Source organism: Halomonas sp. C10-5 (genome assembly GCF_057169305.1).
In genome coordinates this window covers 1,456,763-1,474,908 of the sequence record NZ_CP175665.1, presented here as the reverse complement: position 1 = coordinate 1,474,908, position 18,146 = coordinate 1,456,763, and the positions used below count along the sequence as shown (strand labels likewise).

Sequence of the window (18,146 nt, the reverse complement as noted above, 5' to 3'; positions counted from 1 at the left end):
ATCGGGGTCAGCCCCCTCGATCCATGTTGGGGGTCTATTCCGCGCTGGTGTCTGACCCCGTGCCCTCGTCGTCGACAGCTTCCTCGATCGGCTCTTCCGGCTCCTCGGGCTCGTCGATGCGTACCGTCTTGACCAGCTTCTCGTCGTTGCCCAGGCGGATCAGCATCACGCCCTGGGTGTTGCGTGAGGTGATCGAGACCTCGTCGACGCGGGTCCGCACCAGGGTCCCGCGGTCGGTGATCAGCATCATCTCGTCGGAGGAGTAGACCTGCATGGCGGCGACCAGCGAGCCGTTACGCTCGCTGGTCTGCATGGCGATAACACCCTGGCCGCCGCGGCCGCGCAGCGGGAACTCCTCGAGGCGGGTGCGCTTGCCGTAGCCGTTCTCGGAGGCGGTGAGGATATAGATCTGGCCACCGTTGGCGTGCTCGACGGTGGTGCCCTCCTCGTCCTCCGCTTCGACGTCGGCCTCGGCATCGATCAGCTGGCTCTGGGGGATGATCAGGCTGATCACCTCGGCGTCATCCAGCAGGCGCATGCCGCGTACGCCGCGGGCGGTGCGGCCCATGGCACGCACATTGCCCTCCTCGAAGCGGATCGCCTTGCCGTTCGAGGAGAGCAGCATGACGTGGTCGGAGCCCGAGGTGATCTGGGCGCCGATCAGGCGGTCTCCCTCCTCGAGGTCGATGGCGATCAGGCCCACGCTGCGCGGCCGCGAGAACTGCTCGAGGCTGGTGCGCTTCACCGTACCGCGAGCGGTGGCGAAGAAGATGTAGTTATCCGGGTCATAGTGGCGCACTGGCAGGATGGCGTTGATCGCCTCGCCCTCGTCCAGCGGCAGCATGTTGACCAGCGGCTTGCCCCGCGAGCCACGGCTGGCCGCCGGCATCTCGTAGACCTTGAGCCAGTAGACCTTGCCACGATTGGAGAACAGCAGCACGGTATCGTGGGTGGAGGCCACCAGCAGGTGCTCGATGACGTCCTCGTCCTTCATAGCGGTGGCCGACTTGCCGCGACCGCCGCGGCGCTGGGCCTGGTAGTCGGAGAGCGGCTGGGTCTTGGCGTAGCCGGTACGGGACACGGTGACCACCATGTCCTCCTCGGCGATCAGGTCCTCCATGGAGAGGTCGAGGTGGCTGGCCTGGATCTCGGTCTTGCGCGGATTGCCGAACTGGTCGCGCACCGCGATCAGCTCCTCGCGGATCACCTCGAGCAGGCGCTCGGCGGAGGCCAGGATCGCCATCAGCTCGGCGATCTTCTCGAGGATGCCCAGGTACTCGTCGAGCAGCTTCTCGGTCTCCAGCCCGGTCAGGCGGTGCAGGCGCAGCTCGAGGATGGCCTGGGCCTGGGCCGGCGACAGGCGATACTGGCTGCCGGCCTGGTCGAGGCCGAAGCCTTCCTCGAGGTCCTCGGGCTTGCAGGAGGTGGCGCCGGCCCGCTCGAGCATGCCGGTGACCTGCCCCGGCGGCCAGGTGCGGGCGAGCAGCTTCTCCTTGGCCTCGGCGGCGTTGGGCGAGCCCTTGATCAGCTCGATGACCTCGTCGATGTTGGAGATCGCGACGGTGAGGCCCTCGAGGATATGGCCCCGTTCGCGCGCCTTGCGCAGCTCATAGAGGGTGCGCCGGGTGACCACTTCGCGGCGGTGGCGAATGAACGCCTCGAGGATCTCCTTGAGATTGAGGATCTTCGGCTGGCCGTTGTCGATGGCGACCATATTGATGCCGAAGACGGTCTGCAGCTGGGTCTGGGCGAAGAGGTTGTTGACCACCACCTCGCCGGATTCGCCGCGCTTGACCTCGATCACCACCCGCAGGCCGTCCTTGTCGGACTCGTCACGCAGCTCGGCGATGCCCTCGATCTTCTTGTCCTTGACCAGCTCGGCGATCTTCTCGATCAGACGCGCCTTGTTCACCTGGTAGGGAAGCTCGTTGACGATGATATGGTCGCGGCCACTCTTGTCGTCATGCTCGATGGTATGGCGGGCACGCACATAGATGCGCCCGCGGCCGGTGCGGTACGCCTCGAGGATGCCGGCACGGCCGTTGATGATGCCACCGGTGGGGAAGTCGGGCCCGGGGATATGCTCCATCAGGTCGTCGACGGAGAGGGTGTAGTCGTCGATCAGCGCCAGGCAGGCATTGATGATCTCGCCCATGTTGTGGGGCGGGATATTGGTCGCCATGCCCACGGCGATGCCCGAGGAGCCGTTGATCAGCAGGTTGGGGACCTTGGTGGGCAGCACCTCGGGGATGCGCTCGGTACCGTCGTAGTTGTCGACCCAGTCGACGGTCTCCTTCTCCAGGTCGGCCAGCAGCTCGTGGGCCAGGCGCGACATGCGCACCTCGGTGTAACGCATGGCCGCGGCGCTGTCGCCGTCGATGGAGCCGAAGTTGCCCTGGCCATCCACCAGCACGTGGCGCATGGAGAAGTCCTGGGCCATGCGCACGATGGTGTCGTAGACGGCACTGTCACCGTGGGGGTGATACTTACCGATGACATCGCCCACCACACGGGCGGACTTCTTGTAGGGCTTGTTCCAGTCGTTGCCGAGCTCGTGCATGGCGAACAGCACACGCCGGTGCACCGGCTTGAGGCCATCGCGCACATCCGGCAGCGCCCGGCCGATGATCACGCTCATCGCGTAATCGAGGTACGACTGCTTGAGCTCGTCCTCGATGTTGACTGGCAGAATCTCTCTGGCGATGTCACCCATGGGTCGTCGAATCCTTTGCACTGCAGGAGGTTGGCCGCCCGCCGTGGCGTTGCCCGGGGCGCCATAACAGCCTCACATCATACCACTCCGGCACGGGCAAAGGGAGCTGGCTGTTCCGGCCCCAACCCCGGCGGCCTACTCCAGCACGAGCGGAGCCAGCAGGTCATGCAGCTCGCCCTCGATGGGGATGGCACGATTGGCGGCCACGTCGAGCAGCACGAAGGTGATGGTGGCGCGACTCACCAGCGCATCGTCGCCGGGCCTGCGGATCTCCTGGGCCATACGGGCGCTGCGCCTGCCCAACTCGCAGATACGGCTGGCGATCTCGAGATCATCGCCGGCCACCGCCGCGGCGCAGTAGTCGATATTGACGTTCACCGCCACGAAGGCCACGTCGCCGCGCTGCAGGCGGCGAAACAGCTCGGGGCGATCATCGAAGTAGGCCCAGCGCCCCTCCTCCAGAAACTCCAGGTAGCGGGCGTTGTTGACGTGGCCATAGCCATCGAGGTGGTAGCCGCGAACGCGCAGCGAGGTCCGGGAGATTCGGCTGTCCATGGGGTAGCGCTCCTTGGTCGAGGGGAAGCCTCGATTCTAGGCATCCACCCGCCCCATGTTCAAACAGATGTTTAAAATCTGACCCGGGATCGACGCTGGCACCCCTGCGCTCCTTCGGTGATAATGGCTGCCCTTTTCTCCGGGAAAAATGCTTCATGTGGTTCAAGCACTTACACCTTTATCGGCTGCACGACGCGCCTGAGCTGGACGCCGCCACCCTGGAAGAGGCCCTGGCCGAGCAGGCCGCCCGCCCGCTAGGTGGCCAGGATCCCCGCCGCCTGGGCTGGACCTTCCCGGGCGGTCGCGCCGATACCGCCCGCCTGCACGAGCTGCAGGGCCAGCGCCTGCTCAGCGCGCTGCGCCAGGAGCGCCTGCTGCCCGCCAGCGTGGTCAAGGAGGAGGTCGACGAGCGCGCCGCCGAGGTGGAGGCCCGCGAGGGCCGCAAGCTGCGCCGCCAGGAGAAGATCGCCATCAAGGAACAGGTGGTCGAGGAGCTGCTGCCGCGTGCCTTCGTGCGCAGCCAGAAGATCGACCTGTGGTGGGACACCCGGCGCCGGCTGATCGGCATCAACGCCAGCTCGCGCACCCGCGCCGAGGAGCTCCTCGACCTGCTGCGCGAGACCCTGGGCAGCCTCAAGGTGACGCCACTGGCGACCCAGGTGATGCCCATGCGTGCCATGACCCAGTGGCTTACCGACCCCGCCTCGCGCCCCGCCGACCTGGTGATGGGCGACCAGGTGGAGCTCAAGGCCAAGGGCGACGACGGCGTGCTGCGGGCCCGCCAGGTGGACCTCGACAGCGACGAGATCCAGCAGCTGCTGGAGAGTGGCCGCCAGGCCAGCAAGCTGGCCGTGGAGGTCGAGGGGCGGCTAAGCTTCGTGCTGCATGACGACCTGGCACTGAAGTCGCTGCGCTTCGGCGACGCCCTGATCGACGAGGCCAACGCCACCGACGACGGTGACGACGCCCTGCTGCGCCTGGATACCGACTTCATGCTGATGGCCCGGGCCCTGGGCGAGAACACCGAGCGCCTCATCGCCTGGCTAGGCGGCGAGGCCGGCACCGCAAGCGACGCTTGAGCACCATGACCGAGAATCGACCCGACAACGACGCCCAGGACCCCTGGGCCGAGATCCGCCCCTACAACGACGACGAGGTCGCCGGGGTACTGGCGCGGCTGACCCATGAGCCGGAACTGCTCGACGCCCTGACCCGTTTCCGCCTGCCACGACTCTCGCGCTTCATGCCGGGCCTCTCGCGCACCCTGGCCAGCCTGGCGCTGCGCCGGCAGGCACGGGGCGTGGCGAGCGTCAGGGAGTTCCAGCAGCGCATCGCCGGCTACATGGAGCGGATGATTCGCACCTCTACCGACGAGTTCGAGACCGAGGGCCTGGATCTGCTGGATTCGGAGACGGCCTACCTGTTCATCGGCAACCACCGCGATATCTCGCTGGACCCGGCCTTCGTCAACTACGCCCTCTACCTGGCCGGACGCAATACGGTGCGCATCGCCATCGGCGACAACCTGCTCAAGAAGCCCTACGTCACCGACCTGATGCGCTTGAATAAGAGCTTCATCGTGCCACGCAGCGCCCGTGGCAAGCGCGCCATGCTTGCCGCCTACCAGAAGCTCTCCAGTTATATCCGCCACTCCATCACCGCCGACAACCACTCCATCTGGATGGCCCAGCGTGAGGGGCGCGCCAAGGATGGCATCGACCGCACCGACCCGGCGATCATCAAGATGATGACCATGGCGCGGCGCACCGAGGATCGCCAGGCGAGCCTGGGTGAGGCGATCGCCGAGCTGCGACTGGTGCCGGTGGCAATCAGCTACGAGTACGACCCCTGTGACGTGCAGAAGGCCCGCGAGCTGTATGCGCTGCACTCCAGCGGCGCCTACGAGAAGGGGCAATACGAGGATATCCAGTCCATCGTCGCCGGCATCACCGGCCACAAGGGTCGCGTCAGGCTCAGCTTCGGGACGCCGCTCGACGCCTCCTTCGGCGCACCAGACGCCGTCGCCGCCGAGATCGACCGCCAGGTGCTCGAGGGCTATCACCTCTTCCCCAGCCACTACCTGGCGCTGGAGACACTGGGCGAGGCCCCCGAGCTGGTCGACCAGAGCGAGGTCACCGACGCCGACCGTGCCCGCTTCCAGGCCCGTCTGCAACAGGTACCGGCCGAGCTGCGCGACTGGTGGCTGGCCCAGTACGCCAACCCGGTACTCAACAAGGCAGGCCGCGCGCCCTACGATCCTGCTGCCGAGCAGGACGAGCAGGCCCAACAAGGCGAGTGAGCCCCGTCACGGGGCTCGCAAAGCCGGGTCCGGCCACCTAGACTTCAGCAAACACTGATCCACCCCTCGAGCCCTTCATGCCAGCCGCCCTGCCCGCCTCGTCTCGCCCGCTCGCTTCGCCGGCGCGTCGCCGCCTCCTGGCGGGGCTGGGCGGCATGGCGCTGGCCGCGGGTCTGGGCCTGCGGATCCCGGCCGTCGACGCCAACCTCGATCCCTCCCGGCTGCGCCAGAGCATGCAACGCCTGTATGGCCAGAGCGGCGTGGCCGTGCTCGAAGAGTGGTTCACGCTCCTCGACCGCCTGGCGGGCGCCGACCTGCAGAGCCAGCTCAAGGGGGTCAACGACTTCTTCAACCGGCGGGTGCGCTGGGTGGACGACGACAAGAACTGGGGCCCGGTGGATCACTGGGCCACGCCGCTGGAGACGCTGGGCCAGGGCAAGGGCGACTGCGAAGACTACTCCATCGCCAAGTACGTCACCCTCAAGCAACTCGGCGTGCCGGGCAACCAACTGCGCATGATCTATGTAAAGGCGCGTATCGGCCGCAGCAGCATCACCCAGGCGCACATGGTGCTGGGCTGGTACGAGACACCCTCGGCCCAGCCGCTGGTGCTCGACAACCTGGTGCCGTCGATCACCCCCGCCGAGCAGCGTACCGACCTCGACCCGGTCTTCAGCTTCAACAGCCAGGGGCTCTGGGCCGGCGGCAGCAGCCAGTCCCGCGCCGACCCGCTGGCTCGGCTCTCGCGCTGGCGCGGGGTCATCGACCGCATGCGTGACCAGGGATTCATCTGAACCGGGTGCCACACCCGTGGGGAGAACAACGACCATGTCGCTTATCAAGCAGCTCTGGCTCACCGTCATCATCCTGCTGCTGCTCGCCTTCGGTGGCAGCCTGTTCATCGGCGTGACCACCAGTCGTGGCTATATCGAGCAGGAAGTCGAGATCAAGAACCGCGACAACGCCAACGCCCTGGCGCTGACCATGAGCCAGATGGAGAAGGACCCGGTCACCATCGGCCTGCTGCTGGCGGCGCAGTTCGATACCGGCCACTATCGCCGCATCGAACTGCGCGACCCCGAGGGCGATATCATCGACCTGCGCGAGGGTCCCGAGACGGTGCCCGACGTGCCGGGCTGGTTTGTCGATCTGGTCAGCTTCGAGGTGCCCGCCGGTCGTGCGGTGATCCAGGATCGCTGGAACCAGTACGGCACCCTCACCCTGGAGAGCCAGCACAGCTTCGCCTATCGCTCGCTTTGGCGCAGCACCCTGGAACTCATGGGCTGGTTCGCCCTGGCCGGCGTGATCAGCCTGGCGCTCGCGGCCTGGATCGTGCGCACCATCCGTCGCCCGTTGCGCCAGGTGGTCGAACAGGCCCGGGACATCGGCGACCGCCGCTTCACCACCTCCCCCGAACCGCGCACCCGTGAGCTCAAGGAGGTGGTGCAGGCCATGAACCAGCTCTCCGGCTCGGTGGCCGAGATGCTCGGCCGCGAGAGCGAGCGCCTCGACCTGCTGCGCAAGCGGCTGCAGCATGACCCGGTCTCCGGCGTGCTCAATCGTGAAGCCTTCATGCATCAGCTACGCATCATGCTGGAGAGCAACAACCGCCGCGCCACCGGCACCCTGCTGATGGTGCGCGTCGCGCAGCTGGGCGAGGTCAGCGAACACCTCGGCCATGCCGAGACCGACAAGCTGCTGCACGCCCTCGCCCAGAGCCTGGAGCAGCTGGGCGATATCCGTGGCGAGGGCATCGCCGGGCGCCTCTCCGGCACCGACTTCGCCCTCTTGGTGCCGGCCAACACCGATACCAATGCCATCGGCCAGGAGCTGACCCAGCGGCTGGCCGCACTCAAGCAGGATCATCACGGCATCCGCCTCGGGCTGCCCTCAGCGCTGATCGCCTACGCCCAGGGCGACCGCCCCCGCGCCCTGCTGGCGAGCCTCGACGGCGCGCTCTCCACCGCCGAGCACCGCGGCGACCTAGCCCAACTGGTGGCCGAGGGGCAACAGCGCCTGCCGCTCTACCAGAGTCATACCGAATGGCGCCAGGCCCTGACCCAGGCACTGGAGGACGGCATCTACCTCGGCCGCTTCCCGGTGCTCGACGCCGAGGGCAAGCTGCTGCACCTCGAGTGCCCCTCACGCCTGCGCCTCAAGGGGGAGTGGCGGCCGGCCGGCATCTTCATGCCGTGGATCTCGCGGCTCGGCCTGGATGCCCGCCTCGACCTGGCGGTGGCTCGGGAGACGCTGCGCGAGATCAACCGTCACGGCAAGCCGCTGGGGATCAACCTCTCCCCTGCCTCGGTGCACGATGGGCGCTTCGTGATGGACCTCAGCGGATTGCTACAGGGCAACCGCGAGGCCGCCCGCCAGCTGTGGATCGAGGTGCCCGAGGCCATGGTGATCCACGACCTGGAGAGCTTCCGCAGCCTGTGCCGCCAGCTGCAGCCCTTCGGCTGCAAGCTCGGCCTCGAGCATGTCGGCCGCGAGTTCCGCCGCATCTCCGACCTCAAGGACCTGGGGCTCACCTACCTCAAGATCGACGCCTCTCTGGTCAAGGGCATCGCCGAGAGCCCCGAACGCCAGACCCTGCTGCGCGGCATGGCCACCCTCTGCCACTCCATCGGCATCCTGGCCATCGCCGAGGGCGTCGACAGCCTGCAGGAGTCCGAGCTGGTCCATGAGCTCGGCATCGACGGCGTCACCGGCCCCGGTATCCGCCAGCTCGACCGACCCGGCGGCTGAGAAACAGCCTCCACGACGAGAAGCGCCGCCTGGCAAACAAGCCAGGCGGCGCTTTCGTTGTGGGCCGTACCATTGCATTCAGATCACCCCGCTCTCCTCATCCTCCGAACCGACTAGCCGCAGCCCGTTGAGCCGACGACGCAGAGACTGGCGCTCCATCACCTTCTCCTGGGCCGCCTCCGGCAGCTCGGTAAAGCTGATCACCCCCTTGTCCATCAGTAGCTCGAGCACGTCCTCCAGTACCCGCACGAAGGCCAGGTCCGTCGCCTGAAAATAGGCACGCCCACGACTCGACTCCCCCTCGGTCAGGAACGCCAGCAGCTCAGGCGAATCCGCCGCCAGGTACTCGTCACACTCCGCCGTCAACTCCCGGCTGACCAGCTCGATGCGACCGTCACTGTCGCGCTTGATGTACATGGGTGAGCTCCTGAACAGGGTATGAAGGCAGCTTAGGCCTTCGGGGTATAAGGCGGCAAGGTGGCTGTTGCAGATAAAGACAGCGCCCGGCAGGGCCGGGCGCTGGGGTGGGTTAGTAATGGTTACTCAATATCGAGCTGGCCGTCATCAATGAGGGTTTGAAGCAGGGTGCTGGTGTAACTGACATCCTCCAGAAGAATGGTCTGATCGGCACCGCTGATGGTAGTACCATCAGAAGTCAGCTCACCTGAGGTGCTGATATGCAGGAGAGTACCTGAGGCACTGGCTTCAGCCTGAATATAAGACGACAAACTATCACCATCATCCATCCCGCTCAGCAGGTCGGAGAGATTCAGCACATCGCCTTCTGTAGCGGAGAAATCAGTGACCGTATCATTCGCAGGAGTGCCAGGCTCACCTTCATCACCAAGGTTCCAGACGAAGGTGTCGGCACCTGCGCCGCCAGTGAGTGAGTCGCTGCCGGGCCCACCTACCAGAATGTCCTCACCTATATCGCCGATTAGAGTGTCGTCACCTTCGAGACCGACAAGTGTCATGGCCTGCCCGTCATCAGCCTCCAGATTATCTGAGCCAGCCGTACCCATGTCGATTTCATGGTCATCCGGGCTTAGGTGAATATCAATGGCATCCTCAATCAACACCGTATCACCATCGCCATCGGTCAGGTTCAGATCAAGGGCGAAGTCTACGGCTTCACCCGGCGTGACAGCGACGCCACTGAAGCTGTTGACCGTGAATGCGGTTCCGGCATCATAGTGGAATTCAAGGCTGCTGAATCCATCATCGGTCACCGCGGCAAGAGCAGTGCCATCAACAACACCTCCGACAAGAACCTGACCTTCATAGCTAGAGTTATCCCAATCCAGAGTGAAAGTTTGTCCACCGACCGCGACAGACTCAATACCGGCGTAAACGGTAACACTCTGATTATTGTACTCAATCACCACTGCTGTAATTGGGTCCAGATCCCCATTACCAATGGAAATATCATCCGGATCTACACTAGTACCGTCATCGTAATCATCATAGGCAGCAATACGGACCGTCGTAGACCCTTTGACACCAATTATTGCTCCTGCCCCCTGCACAGTATAATGGCTATCGTAAGTAATAGGTCCTGTTTTGAAATCCCCATCCAAGCCTTGGACGAAATCAATTCGGATGCCCTCACCACCCCCAATTGTCATTCCTGTACCAGTCGCAAAGTCATTATTACTGGTGTTCACAGTAGATCCAGCTTCCGTCGGGGTTAACAAGATATCTCGATCGTCTCCTGTTGTATCATCAAAGAAGAAGTAGGATGAATTACCGCCATCAGGTGCATAACCACCATCCGCCACCGAGAACGATGATGCTCCACCATCAATCTGCTGGTGCAGAGTAAAGGAGTACGTATCGCTCGCGCCGCCCAAATCGGCATCAGGGTTCAACTCAACCGTAAACACCTTGCTAGATAAATTCGATGGATCAGCGACAGCACTATAGCTGCTATTCGCAAGCATCGAGCCAATAAGGGTCAGACCATTGCTGTACAGATAAACCAAAGAACCGGAAGCAGTGACCTCCGAGGGAGTTCCAGTACCTGCGATACCAGCAAAGCTGATCGACCCAGCCTGATCCGCCCCATAGTTGTCATCGACATTGCCATCGATATCGAGAGGGATAGCGGTTACGGCCTGACCAACCAAGTTAACGAGATATGCCTTGTCTGGATCGACCGCGTAAGGCACGTCGTCGATGATGTCGACGGTCAGCGTGCCGGTGCTGCTGTTGCCGTTGGCGTCGGTCACCGTGTAGCTGAAGCTCTCGGCGTTATCGATGGTATCGGTGCTGTTGTCGGCCGTCGGACCCTCGACCGGTGCGGTCAGCGTGTAGGTGTAGTTGCCCGCGGTATCAATCGTCAGCGTGCCGTAGCTGCCAGTGAAGGTACCGGCGGTATAGGTCAGCGCATCCCCGTTGGGATCGCTGGCCGCCAGCGTGCCGCTGATCGTCTCGGCGGTGCTGGTCGGGTCGCTGCCTTCCACCGTACCCGCCGCCAGGTCGGCGCCGTCCTGAACGAGATCCAGCGCCGCTTCGTTGACGATCACATCGGCCGTCGGGGCCGTCGGCGAGCCGTCGGTCACGCTGAGGGTCAGCGTGGCGGTCGCTGTGTCGCCGTCACCATCGGTGATGGTGTAGGTGAACACGTCGCTGTAGGTGGCGTTGGGCAGCGCCGTGTAGGTGTAGCTGCCGTCGGAATTCCAGGTCAACGTGCCTTGGGCGGTACTGTCGTCCACGGCGGTGACCGTGGCACCGTCGGCACCCAGGGTGTCGTTGGCCAGCAGGCCAGCGGCGGCCGCGACCGTCAGGGTGCCGCCGGACTGCACGCTGCCGGTGTCGGCCACGGCTGTCGGCACATCGTCGATGATGTCGACGGTCAGCGTGCCGGTGCTGCTGTTGCCGTTGGCGTCGGTCACCGTGTAGCTGAAGCTCTCGGCGTTATCGATGGTATCGGTGCTGTTGTCGGCCGTCGGACCCTCGACCGGTGCGGTCAGCGTGTAGGTGTAGTTGCCCGCGGTATCAATCGTCAGCGTGCCGTAGCTGCCAGTGAAGGTACCGGCGGTATAGGTCAGCGCATCCCCGTTGGGATCGCTGGCCGCCAGCGTGCCGCTGATCGTCTCGGCGGTGCTGGTCGGGTCGCTGCCTTCCACCGTACCCGCCGCCAGGTCGGCGCCGTCCTGAACGAGATCCAGCGCCGCTTCGTTGACGATCACATCGGCCGTCGGGGCCGTCGGCGAGCCGTCGGTCACGCTGAGGGTCAGCGTGGCGGTCGCTGTGTCGCCGTCACCATCGGTGATGGTGTAGGTGAACACGTCGCTGTAGGTGGCGTTGGGCAGCGCCGTGTAGGTGTAGCTGCCGTCGGAATTCCAGGTCAACGTGCCTTGGGCGGTACTGTCGTCCACGGCGGTGACCGTGGCACCGTCGGCACCCAGGGTGTCGTTGGCCAGCAGGCCAGCGGCGGCCGCGACCGTCAGGGTGCCGCCGGACTGCACGCTGCCGGTGTCGGCCACGGCTGTCGGCACATCGTCGATGATGTCGACGGTCAGCGTGCCGGTGCTGCTGTTGCCGTTGGCGTCGGTCACCGTGTAGCTGAAGCTCTCGGCGTTATCGATGGTATCGGTGCTGTTGTCGGCCGTCGGACCCTCGACCGGTGCGGTCAGCGTGTAGGTGTAGTTGCCCGCGGTATCAATCGTCAGCGTGCCGTAGCTGCCAGTGAAGGTACCGGCGGTATAGGTCAGCGCATCCCCGTTGGGATCGCTGGCCGCCAGCGTGCCGCTGATCGTCTCGGCGGTGCTGGTCGGGTCGCTGCCTTCCACCGTACCCGCCGCCAGGTCGGCGCCGTCCTGAACGAGATCCAGCGCCGCTTCGTTGACGATCACATCGGCCGTCGGGGCCGTCGGCGAGCCGTCGGTCACGCTGAGGGTCAGCGTGGCGGTCGCTGTGTCGCCGTCACCATCGGTGATGGTGTAGGTGAACACGTCGCTGTAGGTGGCGTTGGGCAGCGCCGTGTAGGTGTAGCTGCCGTCGGAATTCCAGGTCAACGTGCCTTGGGCGGTACTGTCGTCCACGGCGGTGACCGTGGCACCGTCGGCACCCAGGGTGTCGTTGGCCAGCAGGCCAGCGGCGGCCGCGACCGTCAGGGTGCCGCCGGACTGCACGCTGCCGGTGTCGGCCACGGCTGTCGGCACATCGTCGATGATGTCGACGGTCAGCGTGCCGGTGCTGCTGTTGCCGTTGGCGTCGGTCACCGTGTAGCTGAAGCTCTCGGCGTTATCGATGGTATCGGTGCTGTTGTCGGCCGTCGGACCCTCGACCGGTGCGGTCAGCGTGTAGGTGTAGTTGCCCGCGGTATCAATCGTCAGCGTGCCGTAGCTGCCAGTGAAGGTACCGGCGGTATAGGTCAGCGCATCCCCGTTGGGATCGCTGGCCGCCAGCGTGCCGCTGATCGTCTCGGCGGTGCTGGTCGGGTCGCTGCCTTCCACCGTACCCGCCGCCAGGTCGGCGCCGTCCTGAACGAGATCCAGCGCCGCTTCGTTGACGATCACATCGGCCGTCGGGGCCGTCGGCGAGCCGTCGGTCACGCTGAGGGTCAGCGTGGCGGTCGCTGTGTCGCCGTCACCATCGGTGATGGTGTAGGTGAACACGTCGCTGTAGGTGGCGTTGGGCAGCGCCGTGTAGGTGTAGCTGCCGTCGGAATTCCAGGTCAACGTGCCTTGGGCGGTACTGTCGTCCACGGCGGTGACCGTGGCACCGTCGGCACCCAGGGTGTCGTTGGCCAGCAGGCCAGCGGCGGCCGCGACCGTCAGGGTGCCGCCGGACTGCACGCTGCCGGTGTCGGCCACGGCTGTCGGCACATCGTCGATGATGTCGACGGTCAGCGTGCCGGTGCTGCTGTTGCCGTTGGCGTCGGTCACCGTGTAGCTGAAGCTCTCGGCGTTATCGATGGTATCGGTGCTGTTGTCGGCCGTCGGACCCTCGACCGGTGCGGTCAGCGTGTAGGTGTAGTTGCCCGCGGTATCAATCGTCAGCGTGCCGTAGCTGCCAGTGAAGGTACCGGCGGTATAGGTCAGCGCATCCCCGTTGGGATCGCTGGCCGCCAGCGTGCCGCTGATCGTCTCGGCGGTGCTGGTCGGGTCGCTGCCTTCCACCGTACCCGCCGCCAGGTCGGCGCCGTCCTGAACGAGATCCAGCGCCGCTTCGTTGACGATCACATCGGCCGTCGGGGCCGTCGGCGAGCCGTCGGTCACGCTGAGGGTCAGCGTGGCGGTCGCTGTGTCGCCGTCACCATCGGTGATGGTGTAGGTGAACACGTCGCTGTAGGTGGCGTTGGGCAGCGCCGTGTAGGTGTAGCTGCCGTCGGAATTCCAGGTCAACGTGCCTTGGGCGGTACTGTCGTCCACGGCGGTGACCGTGGCACCGTCGGCACCCAGGGTGTCGTTGGCCAGCAGGCCAGCGGCGGCCGCGACCGTCAGGGTGCCGCCGGACTGCACGCTGCCGGTGTCGGCCACGGCTGTCGGCACATCGTCGATGATGTCGACGGTCAGCGTGCCGGTGCTGCTGTTGCCGTTGGCGTCGGTCACCGTGTAGCTGAAGCTCTCGGCGTTATCGATGGTATCGGTGCTGTTGTCGGCCGTCGGACCCTCGACCGGTGCGGTCAGCGTGTAGGTGTAGTTGCCCGCGGTATCAATCGTCAGCGTGCCGTAGCTGCCAGTGAAGGTACCGGCGGTATAGGTCAGCGCATCCCCGTTGGGATCGCTGGCCGCCAGCGTGCCGCTGATCGTCTCGGCGGTGCTGGTCGGGTCGCTGCCTTCCACCGTACCCGCCGCCAGGTCGGCGCCGTCCTGAACGAGATCCAGCGCCGCTTCGTTGACGATCACATCGGCCGTCGGGGCCGTCGGCGAGCCGTCGGTCACGCTGAGGGTCAGCGTGGCGGTCGCTGTGTCGCCGTCACCATCGGTGATGGTGTAGGTGAACACGTCGCTGTAGGTGGCGTTGGGCAGCGCCGTGTAGGTGTAGCTGCCGTCGGAATTCCAGGTCAACGTGCCTTGGGCGGTACTGTCGTCCACGGCGGTGACCGTGGCACCGTCGGCACCCAGGGTGTCGTTGGCCAGCAGGCCAGCGGCGGCCGCGACCGTCAGGGTGCCGCCGGACTGCACGCTGCCGGTGTCGGCCACGGCTGTCGGCACATCGTCGATGATGTCGACGGTCAGCGTGCCGGTGCTGCTGTTGCCGTTGGCGTCGGTCACCGTGTAGCTGAAGCTCTCGGCGTTATCGATGGTATCGGTGCTGTTGTCGGCCGTCGGACCCTCGACCGGTGCGGTCAGCGTGTAGGTGTAGTTGCCCGCGGTATCAATCGTCAGCGTGCCGTAGCTGCCAGTGAAGGTACCGGCGGTATAGGTCAGCGCATCCCCGTTGGGATCGCTGGCCGCCAGCGTGCCGCTGATCGTCTCGGCGGTGCTGGTCGGGTCGCTGCCTTCCACCGTACCCGCCGCCAGGTCGGCGCCGTCCTGAACGAGATCCAGCGCCGCTTCGTTGACGATCACATCGGCCGTCGGGGCCGTCGGCGAGCCGTCGGTCACGCTGAGGGTCAGCGTGGCGGTCGCTGTGTCGCCGTCACCATCGGTGATGGTGTAGGTGAACACGTCGCTGTAGGTGGCGTTGGGCAGCGCCGTGTAGGTGTAGCTGCCGTCGGAATTCCAGGTCAACGTGCCTTGGGCGGTACTGTCGTCCACGGCGGTGACCGTGGCACCGTCGGCACCCAGGGTGTCGTTGGCCAGCAGGCCAGCGGCGGCCGCGACCGTCAGGGTGCCGCCGGACTGCACGCTGCCGGTGTCGGCCACGGCTGTCGGCACATCGTCGATGATGTCGACGGTCAGCGTGCCGGTGCTGCTGTTGCCGTTGGCGTCGGTCACCGTGTAGCTGAAGCTCTCGGCGTTATCGATGGTATCGGTGCTGTTGTCGGCCGTCGGACCCTCGACCGGTGCGGTCAGCGTGTAGGTGTAGTTGCCCGCGGTATCAATCGTCAGCGTGCCGTAGCTGCCAGTGAAGGTACCGGCGGTATAGGTCAGCGCATCCCCGTTGGGATCGCTGGCCGCCAGCGTGCCGCTGATCGTCTCGGCGGTGCTGGTCGGGTCGCTGCCTTCCACCGTACCCGCCGCCAGGTCGGCGCCGTCCTGAACGAGATCCAGCGCCGCTTCGTTGACGATCACATCGGCCGTCGGGGCCGTCGGCGAGCCGTCGGTCACGCTGAGGGTCAGCGTGGCGGTCGCTGTGTCGCCGTCACCATCGGTGATGGTGTAGGTGAACACGTCGCTGTAGGTGGCGTTGGGCAGCGCCGTGTAGGTGTAGCTGCCGTCGGAATTCCAGGTCAACGTGCCTTGGGCGGTACTGTCGTCCACGGCGGTGACCGTGGCACCGTCGGCACCCAGGGTGTCGTTGGCCAGCAGGCCAGCGGCGGCCGCGACCGTCAGGGTGCCGCCGGACTGCACGCTGCCGGTGTCGGCCACGGCTGTCGGCACATCGTCGATGATGTCGACGGTCAGCGTGCCGGTGCTGCTGTTGCCGTTGGCGTCGGTCACCGTGTAGCTGAAGCTCTCGGCGTTATCGATGGTATCGGTGCTGTTGTCGGCCGTCGGACCCTCGACCGGTGCGGTCAGCGTGTAGGTGTAGTTGCCCGCGGTATCAATCGTCAGCGTGCCGTAGCTGCCAGTGAAGGTACCGGCGGTATAGGTCAGCGCATCCCCGTTGGGATCGCTGGCCGCCAGCGTGCCGCTGATCGTCTCGGCGGTGCTGGTCGGGTCGCTGCCTTCCACCGTACCCGCCGCCAGGTCGGCGCCGTCCTGAACGAGATCCAGCGCCGCTTCGTTGACGATCACATCGGCCGTCGGGGCCGTCGGCGAGCCGTCGGTCACGCTGAGGGTCAGCGTGGCGGTCGCTGTGTCGCCGTCACCATCGGTGATGGTGTAGGTGAACACGTCGCTGTAGGTGGCGTTGGGCAGCGCCGTGTAGGTGTAGCTGCCGTCGGAATTCCAGGTCAACGTGCCTTGGGCGGTACTGTCGTCCACGGCGGTGACCGTGGCACCGTCGGCACCCAGGGTGTCGTTGGCCAGCAGGCCAGCGGCGGCCGCGACCGTCAGGGTGCCGCCGGACTGCACGCTGCCGGTGTCAGATACGGCCAAAGCTCCATCATCATTTATGTCGATTGTCAGCGTCGCCGGGTCGGAGACGTCACCGTCACTGTCGGTGACGCGCACATCGAACAGGTCCTGCACCTGGTCGGCACCCAGAATGGCGTCGGCGGTGTCGTGATCCAGGGTGTTATCGCTGAGCGTGTAGCTCCAGCTGCCGTCGGTGTCGACGGTCAGGGTGCCGTAGTCACCGTTGACCACGGTGCCGTCCGCGGCAATCACGACCCAGCTGCCAGACGCGTCCTGTACCTCGATCTGGTCGAGGGTGTCGGCGCCGGTGGTGATCTGGAAGGTGCCGGTCACGGTGGTGGTGATCGCTGCCCCGCCCTGGCCACTGCCGTCGGTCAGCGCGGACTCCCATACGGTATCGCCGTCCTCGTTGAGATCCGGGGTGGTGACCGTGGGGGTGGAGTCCTCGGCGATGCTCAGCGTCACTGTGGCGGTACTGGTGTCGCCATCGGCGTCGGTGATGGTGTAGGTGAAGCTGTCGTCACCTTCGGCACCGGGATTGGCGGTGTAGGTGAAGGTGCCATCGTTGTTGTAGACCACGCTGCCCTTGGTGGGCGCGGTGGCCACGGCAACGCCCGTGGTCAGGTCAACACCATCGGCACCGGCGGTGTCGTTGGCGAACACGTCGATGTTGACGCTGCTGTCTTCGGCAATCTCGCCCACGGCGTCGGCGACAGCCGCAGGCCCATCATCAGTGATGGTGATAGCGAGCGTTGCCGGGTCGGAGACGTCACCATCGTCATCGGTAACACGCACCGCAAAGGCGTCACCGGGTACCTGATCGCTGGCTCCGGTCTCGCCGGCCAGCGGATGATCCAGGGGCTCGGTCAGGGTGTAGGTCCAGCTGCCATCCGGGTTGACGCTCAGCACACCGTAGGTGCCCTGCACATCGGCACCGCTGGCGGAGATCGCCACCCAGTTGCCAGCGGCATCCTGGACCTCGATCAGGGCCAGCTCGTCGCTGCCGGTATCGATCTGGAAGGCCCCGGAAGTGGTAGCTACGCCACCGCCGCTGCCCTGCTCGAGAGCAGACTCCCACACGGTATCGCCATCACCATTGAGATCCAGCGTGGTGACGGTCGGGATGGAATCCTCTTCGGCCTGATCCAGGAAGGTATCTTCCGGGAACTCGACCTGGTCGAACTGACCGAGGCCATACTCGTAGCTGAGCGGAGTGAGCGGCTCGGTGATGCGGGCCAGCATCACGAAGCTGTGGCCACCTTCCGCGCCGCCACCGGGGCCGGCCCCCGCGGCGGTGGGATCCAGCTCGGCGAGCAGGTCGCCCTCGCCTTCGTCGATGGCGGTGAGCAGCGCCTCGAGATCCTCATCCAGGGCGCTTGCTTCCTCCTCGGCCACCGCTTCCTCACCGCTGAGCTGCGGGGTCATGGCCACTTCCTGGCCGCCCTGGATCACGGTGGGGTCGAGGTTGTCGCCGAAGTCGAGCTCGACACGGGCGCCATCCGCGGTGACGAGAACCTCTCCTTCCTGCAGTGTGTCACCGATGCTGAGTTCGCGAAGGTTGCCGTCGGCGTCGCGCGCCCAGGCCTGACCGGTGATGGCGGTAACGGTAGCGATGGTCATGGTGTGACTCCTGCAGGGTGTTCTGGCGAGAGAGCGCGCACCTACGCACGCCCGGTCAATAGCTTGAAGCTAGGCA

Annotated in this window: 8 protein-coding genes; 4 read left to right on the top strand and 4 right to left on the bottom strand. The window is 65.6% G+C overall.

Going from position 1 to position 18,146, the window contains the following annotated elements; genetic code table 11:
- Positions 1-34: 34 nt before the first annotated feature.
- Positions 35-2,713: a DNA gyrase subunit A gene (gene gyrA / locus ACJ7IV_RS06875; RefSeq protein ID WP_483866345.1), complete on the bottom strand. Its 2,679-nt coding sequence runs from the start codon at positions 2,711-2,713 to the stop codon at positions 35-37.
- Positions 2,714-2,848: 135 nt separating this feature from the next.
- Positions 2,849-3,268 (bottom strand): acyl-CoA thioesterase, encoded by a 420-nt coding sequence (locus ACJ7IV_RS06870; protein WP_483866344.1) that lies wholly within the window; start codon positions 3,266-3,268, stop codon positions 2,849-2,851.
- A 155-nt stretch (positions 3,269-3,423) separates the two neighbouring features.
- On the opposite strand from ACJ7IV_RS06870, the gene ACJ7IV_RS06865 reads away from it, so the two are divergent.
- The 4 genes from ACJ7IV_RS06865 to ACJ7IV_RS06850 all read left to right on the top strand — a co-directional run bounded on the left by ACJ7IV_RS06865 (position 3,424) and on the right by ACJ7IV_RS06850 (position 8,315).
- Positions 3,424-4,347: a recombination-associated protein RdgC gene (locus ACJ7IV_RS06865; protein WP_483866343.1), complete on the top strand. Its 924-nt coding sequence runs from the start codon at positions 3,424-3,426 to the stop codon at positions 4,345-4,347.
- Between the two features lie 5 nt (positions 4,348-4,352).
- Positions 4,353-5,567, top strand: a complete 1,215-nt coding sequence (locus tag ACJ7IV_RS06860; protein WP_483866342.1) for a 1-acyl-sn-glycerol-3-phosphate acyltransferase — start codon at positions 4,353-4,355, stop codon at positions 5,565-5,567.
- 77 nt (positions 5,568-5,644) lie between these two features.
- Positions 5,645-6,361: a transglutaminase-like cysteine peptidase gene (locus ACJ7IV_RS06855; RefSeq protein WP_483866341.1), complete on the top strand. Its 717-nt coding sequence runs from the start codon at positions 5,645-5,647 to the stop codon at positions 6,359-6,361.
- Positions 6,362-6,395: 34 nt separating this feature from the next.
- Positions 6,396-8,315: a bifunctional diguanylate cyclase/phosphodiesterase gene (locus ACJ7IV_RS06850; RefSeq protein ID WP_483866340.1), complete on the top strand. Its 1,920-nt coding sequence runs from the start codon at positions 6,396-6,398 to the stop codon at positions 8,313-8,315.
- A gap of 78 nt (positions 8,316-8,393) precedes the next feature.
- Here the strand turns inward: ACJ7IV_RS06850 and ACJ7IV_RS06845 are convergent, their stop codons facing one another.
- Entirely contained in the window at positions 8,394-8,732 is a 339-nt protein-coding gene (locus ACJ7IV_RS06845) for a tryptophan synthase subunit beta like protein (protein WP_483866339.1), read from the bottom strand.
- A gap of 122 nt (positions 8,733-8,854) precedes the next feature.
- Positions 8,855-18,070 carry a retention module-containing protein gene (locus ACJ7IV_RS06840; protein WP_483866338.1) on the bottom strand — a complete coding sequence of 3,072 codons (9,216 nt, stop codon included), beginning with the start codon at positions 18,068-18,070 and terminating at the stop codon, positions 8,855-8,857.
- Positions 18,071-18,146: the final 76 nt, after the last annotated feature.

Coding starts and splice junctions, on each gene's coding strand:
- ACJ7IV_RS06860 (WP_483866342.1), top strand. CDS start 4,353: ATGACCGAGAATCGACCCGACAACGACGCCCAGGACCCCTGGGCCGAG.
- ACJ7IV_RS06865 (WP_483866343.1), top strand. CDS start 3,424: ATGTGGTTCAAGCACTTACACCTTTATCGGCTGCACGACGCGCCTGAG.
- ACJ7IV_RS06840 (WP_483866338.1), bottom strand. CDS start 18,070: ATGACCATCGCTACCGTTACCGCCATCACCGGTCAGGCCTGGGCGCGC.
- ACJ7IV_RS06870 (WP_483866344.1), bottom strand. CDS start 3,268: ATGGACAGCCGAATCTCCCGGACCTCGCTGCGCGTTCGCGGCTACCAC.
- ACJ7IV_RS06850 (WP_483866340.1), top strand. CDS start 6,396: ATGTCGCTTATCAAGCAGCTCTGGCTCACCGTCATCATCCTGCTGCTG.
- gyrA (WP_483866345.1), bottom strand. CDS start 2,713: ATGGGTGACATCGCCAGAGAGATTCTGCCAGTCAACATCGAGGACGAG.
- ACJ7IV_RS06855 (WP_483866341.1), top strand. CDS start 5,645: ATGCCAGCCGCCCTGCCCGCCTCGTCTCGCCCGCTCGCTTCGCCGGCG.
- ACJ7IV_RS06845 (WP_483866339.1), bottom strand. CDS start 8,732: ATGTACATCAAGCGCGACAGTGACGGTCGCATCGAGCTGGTCAGCCGG.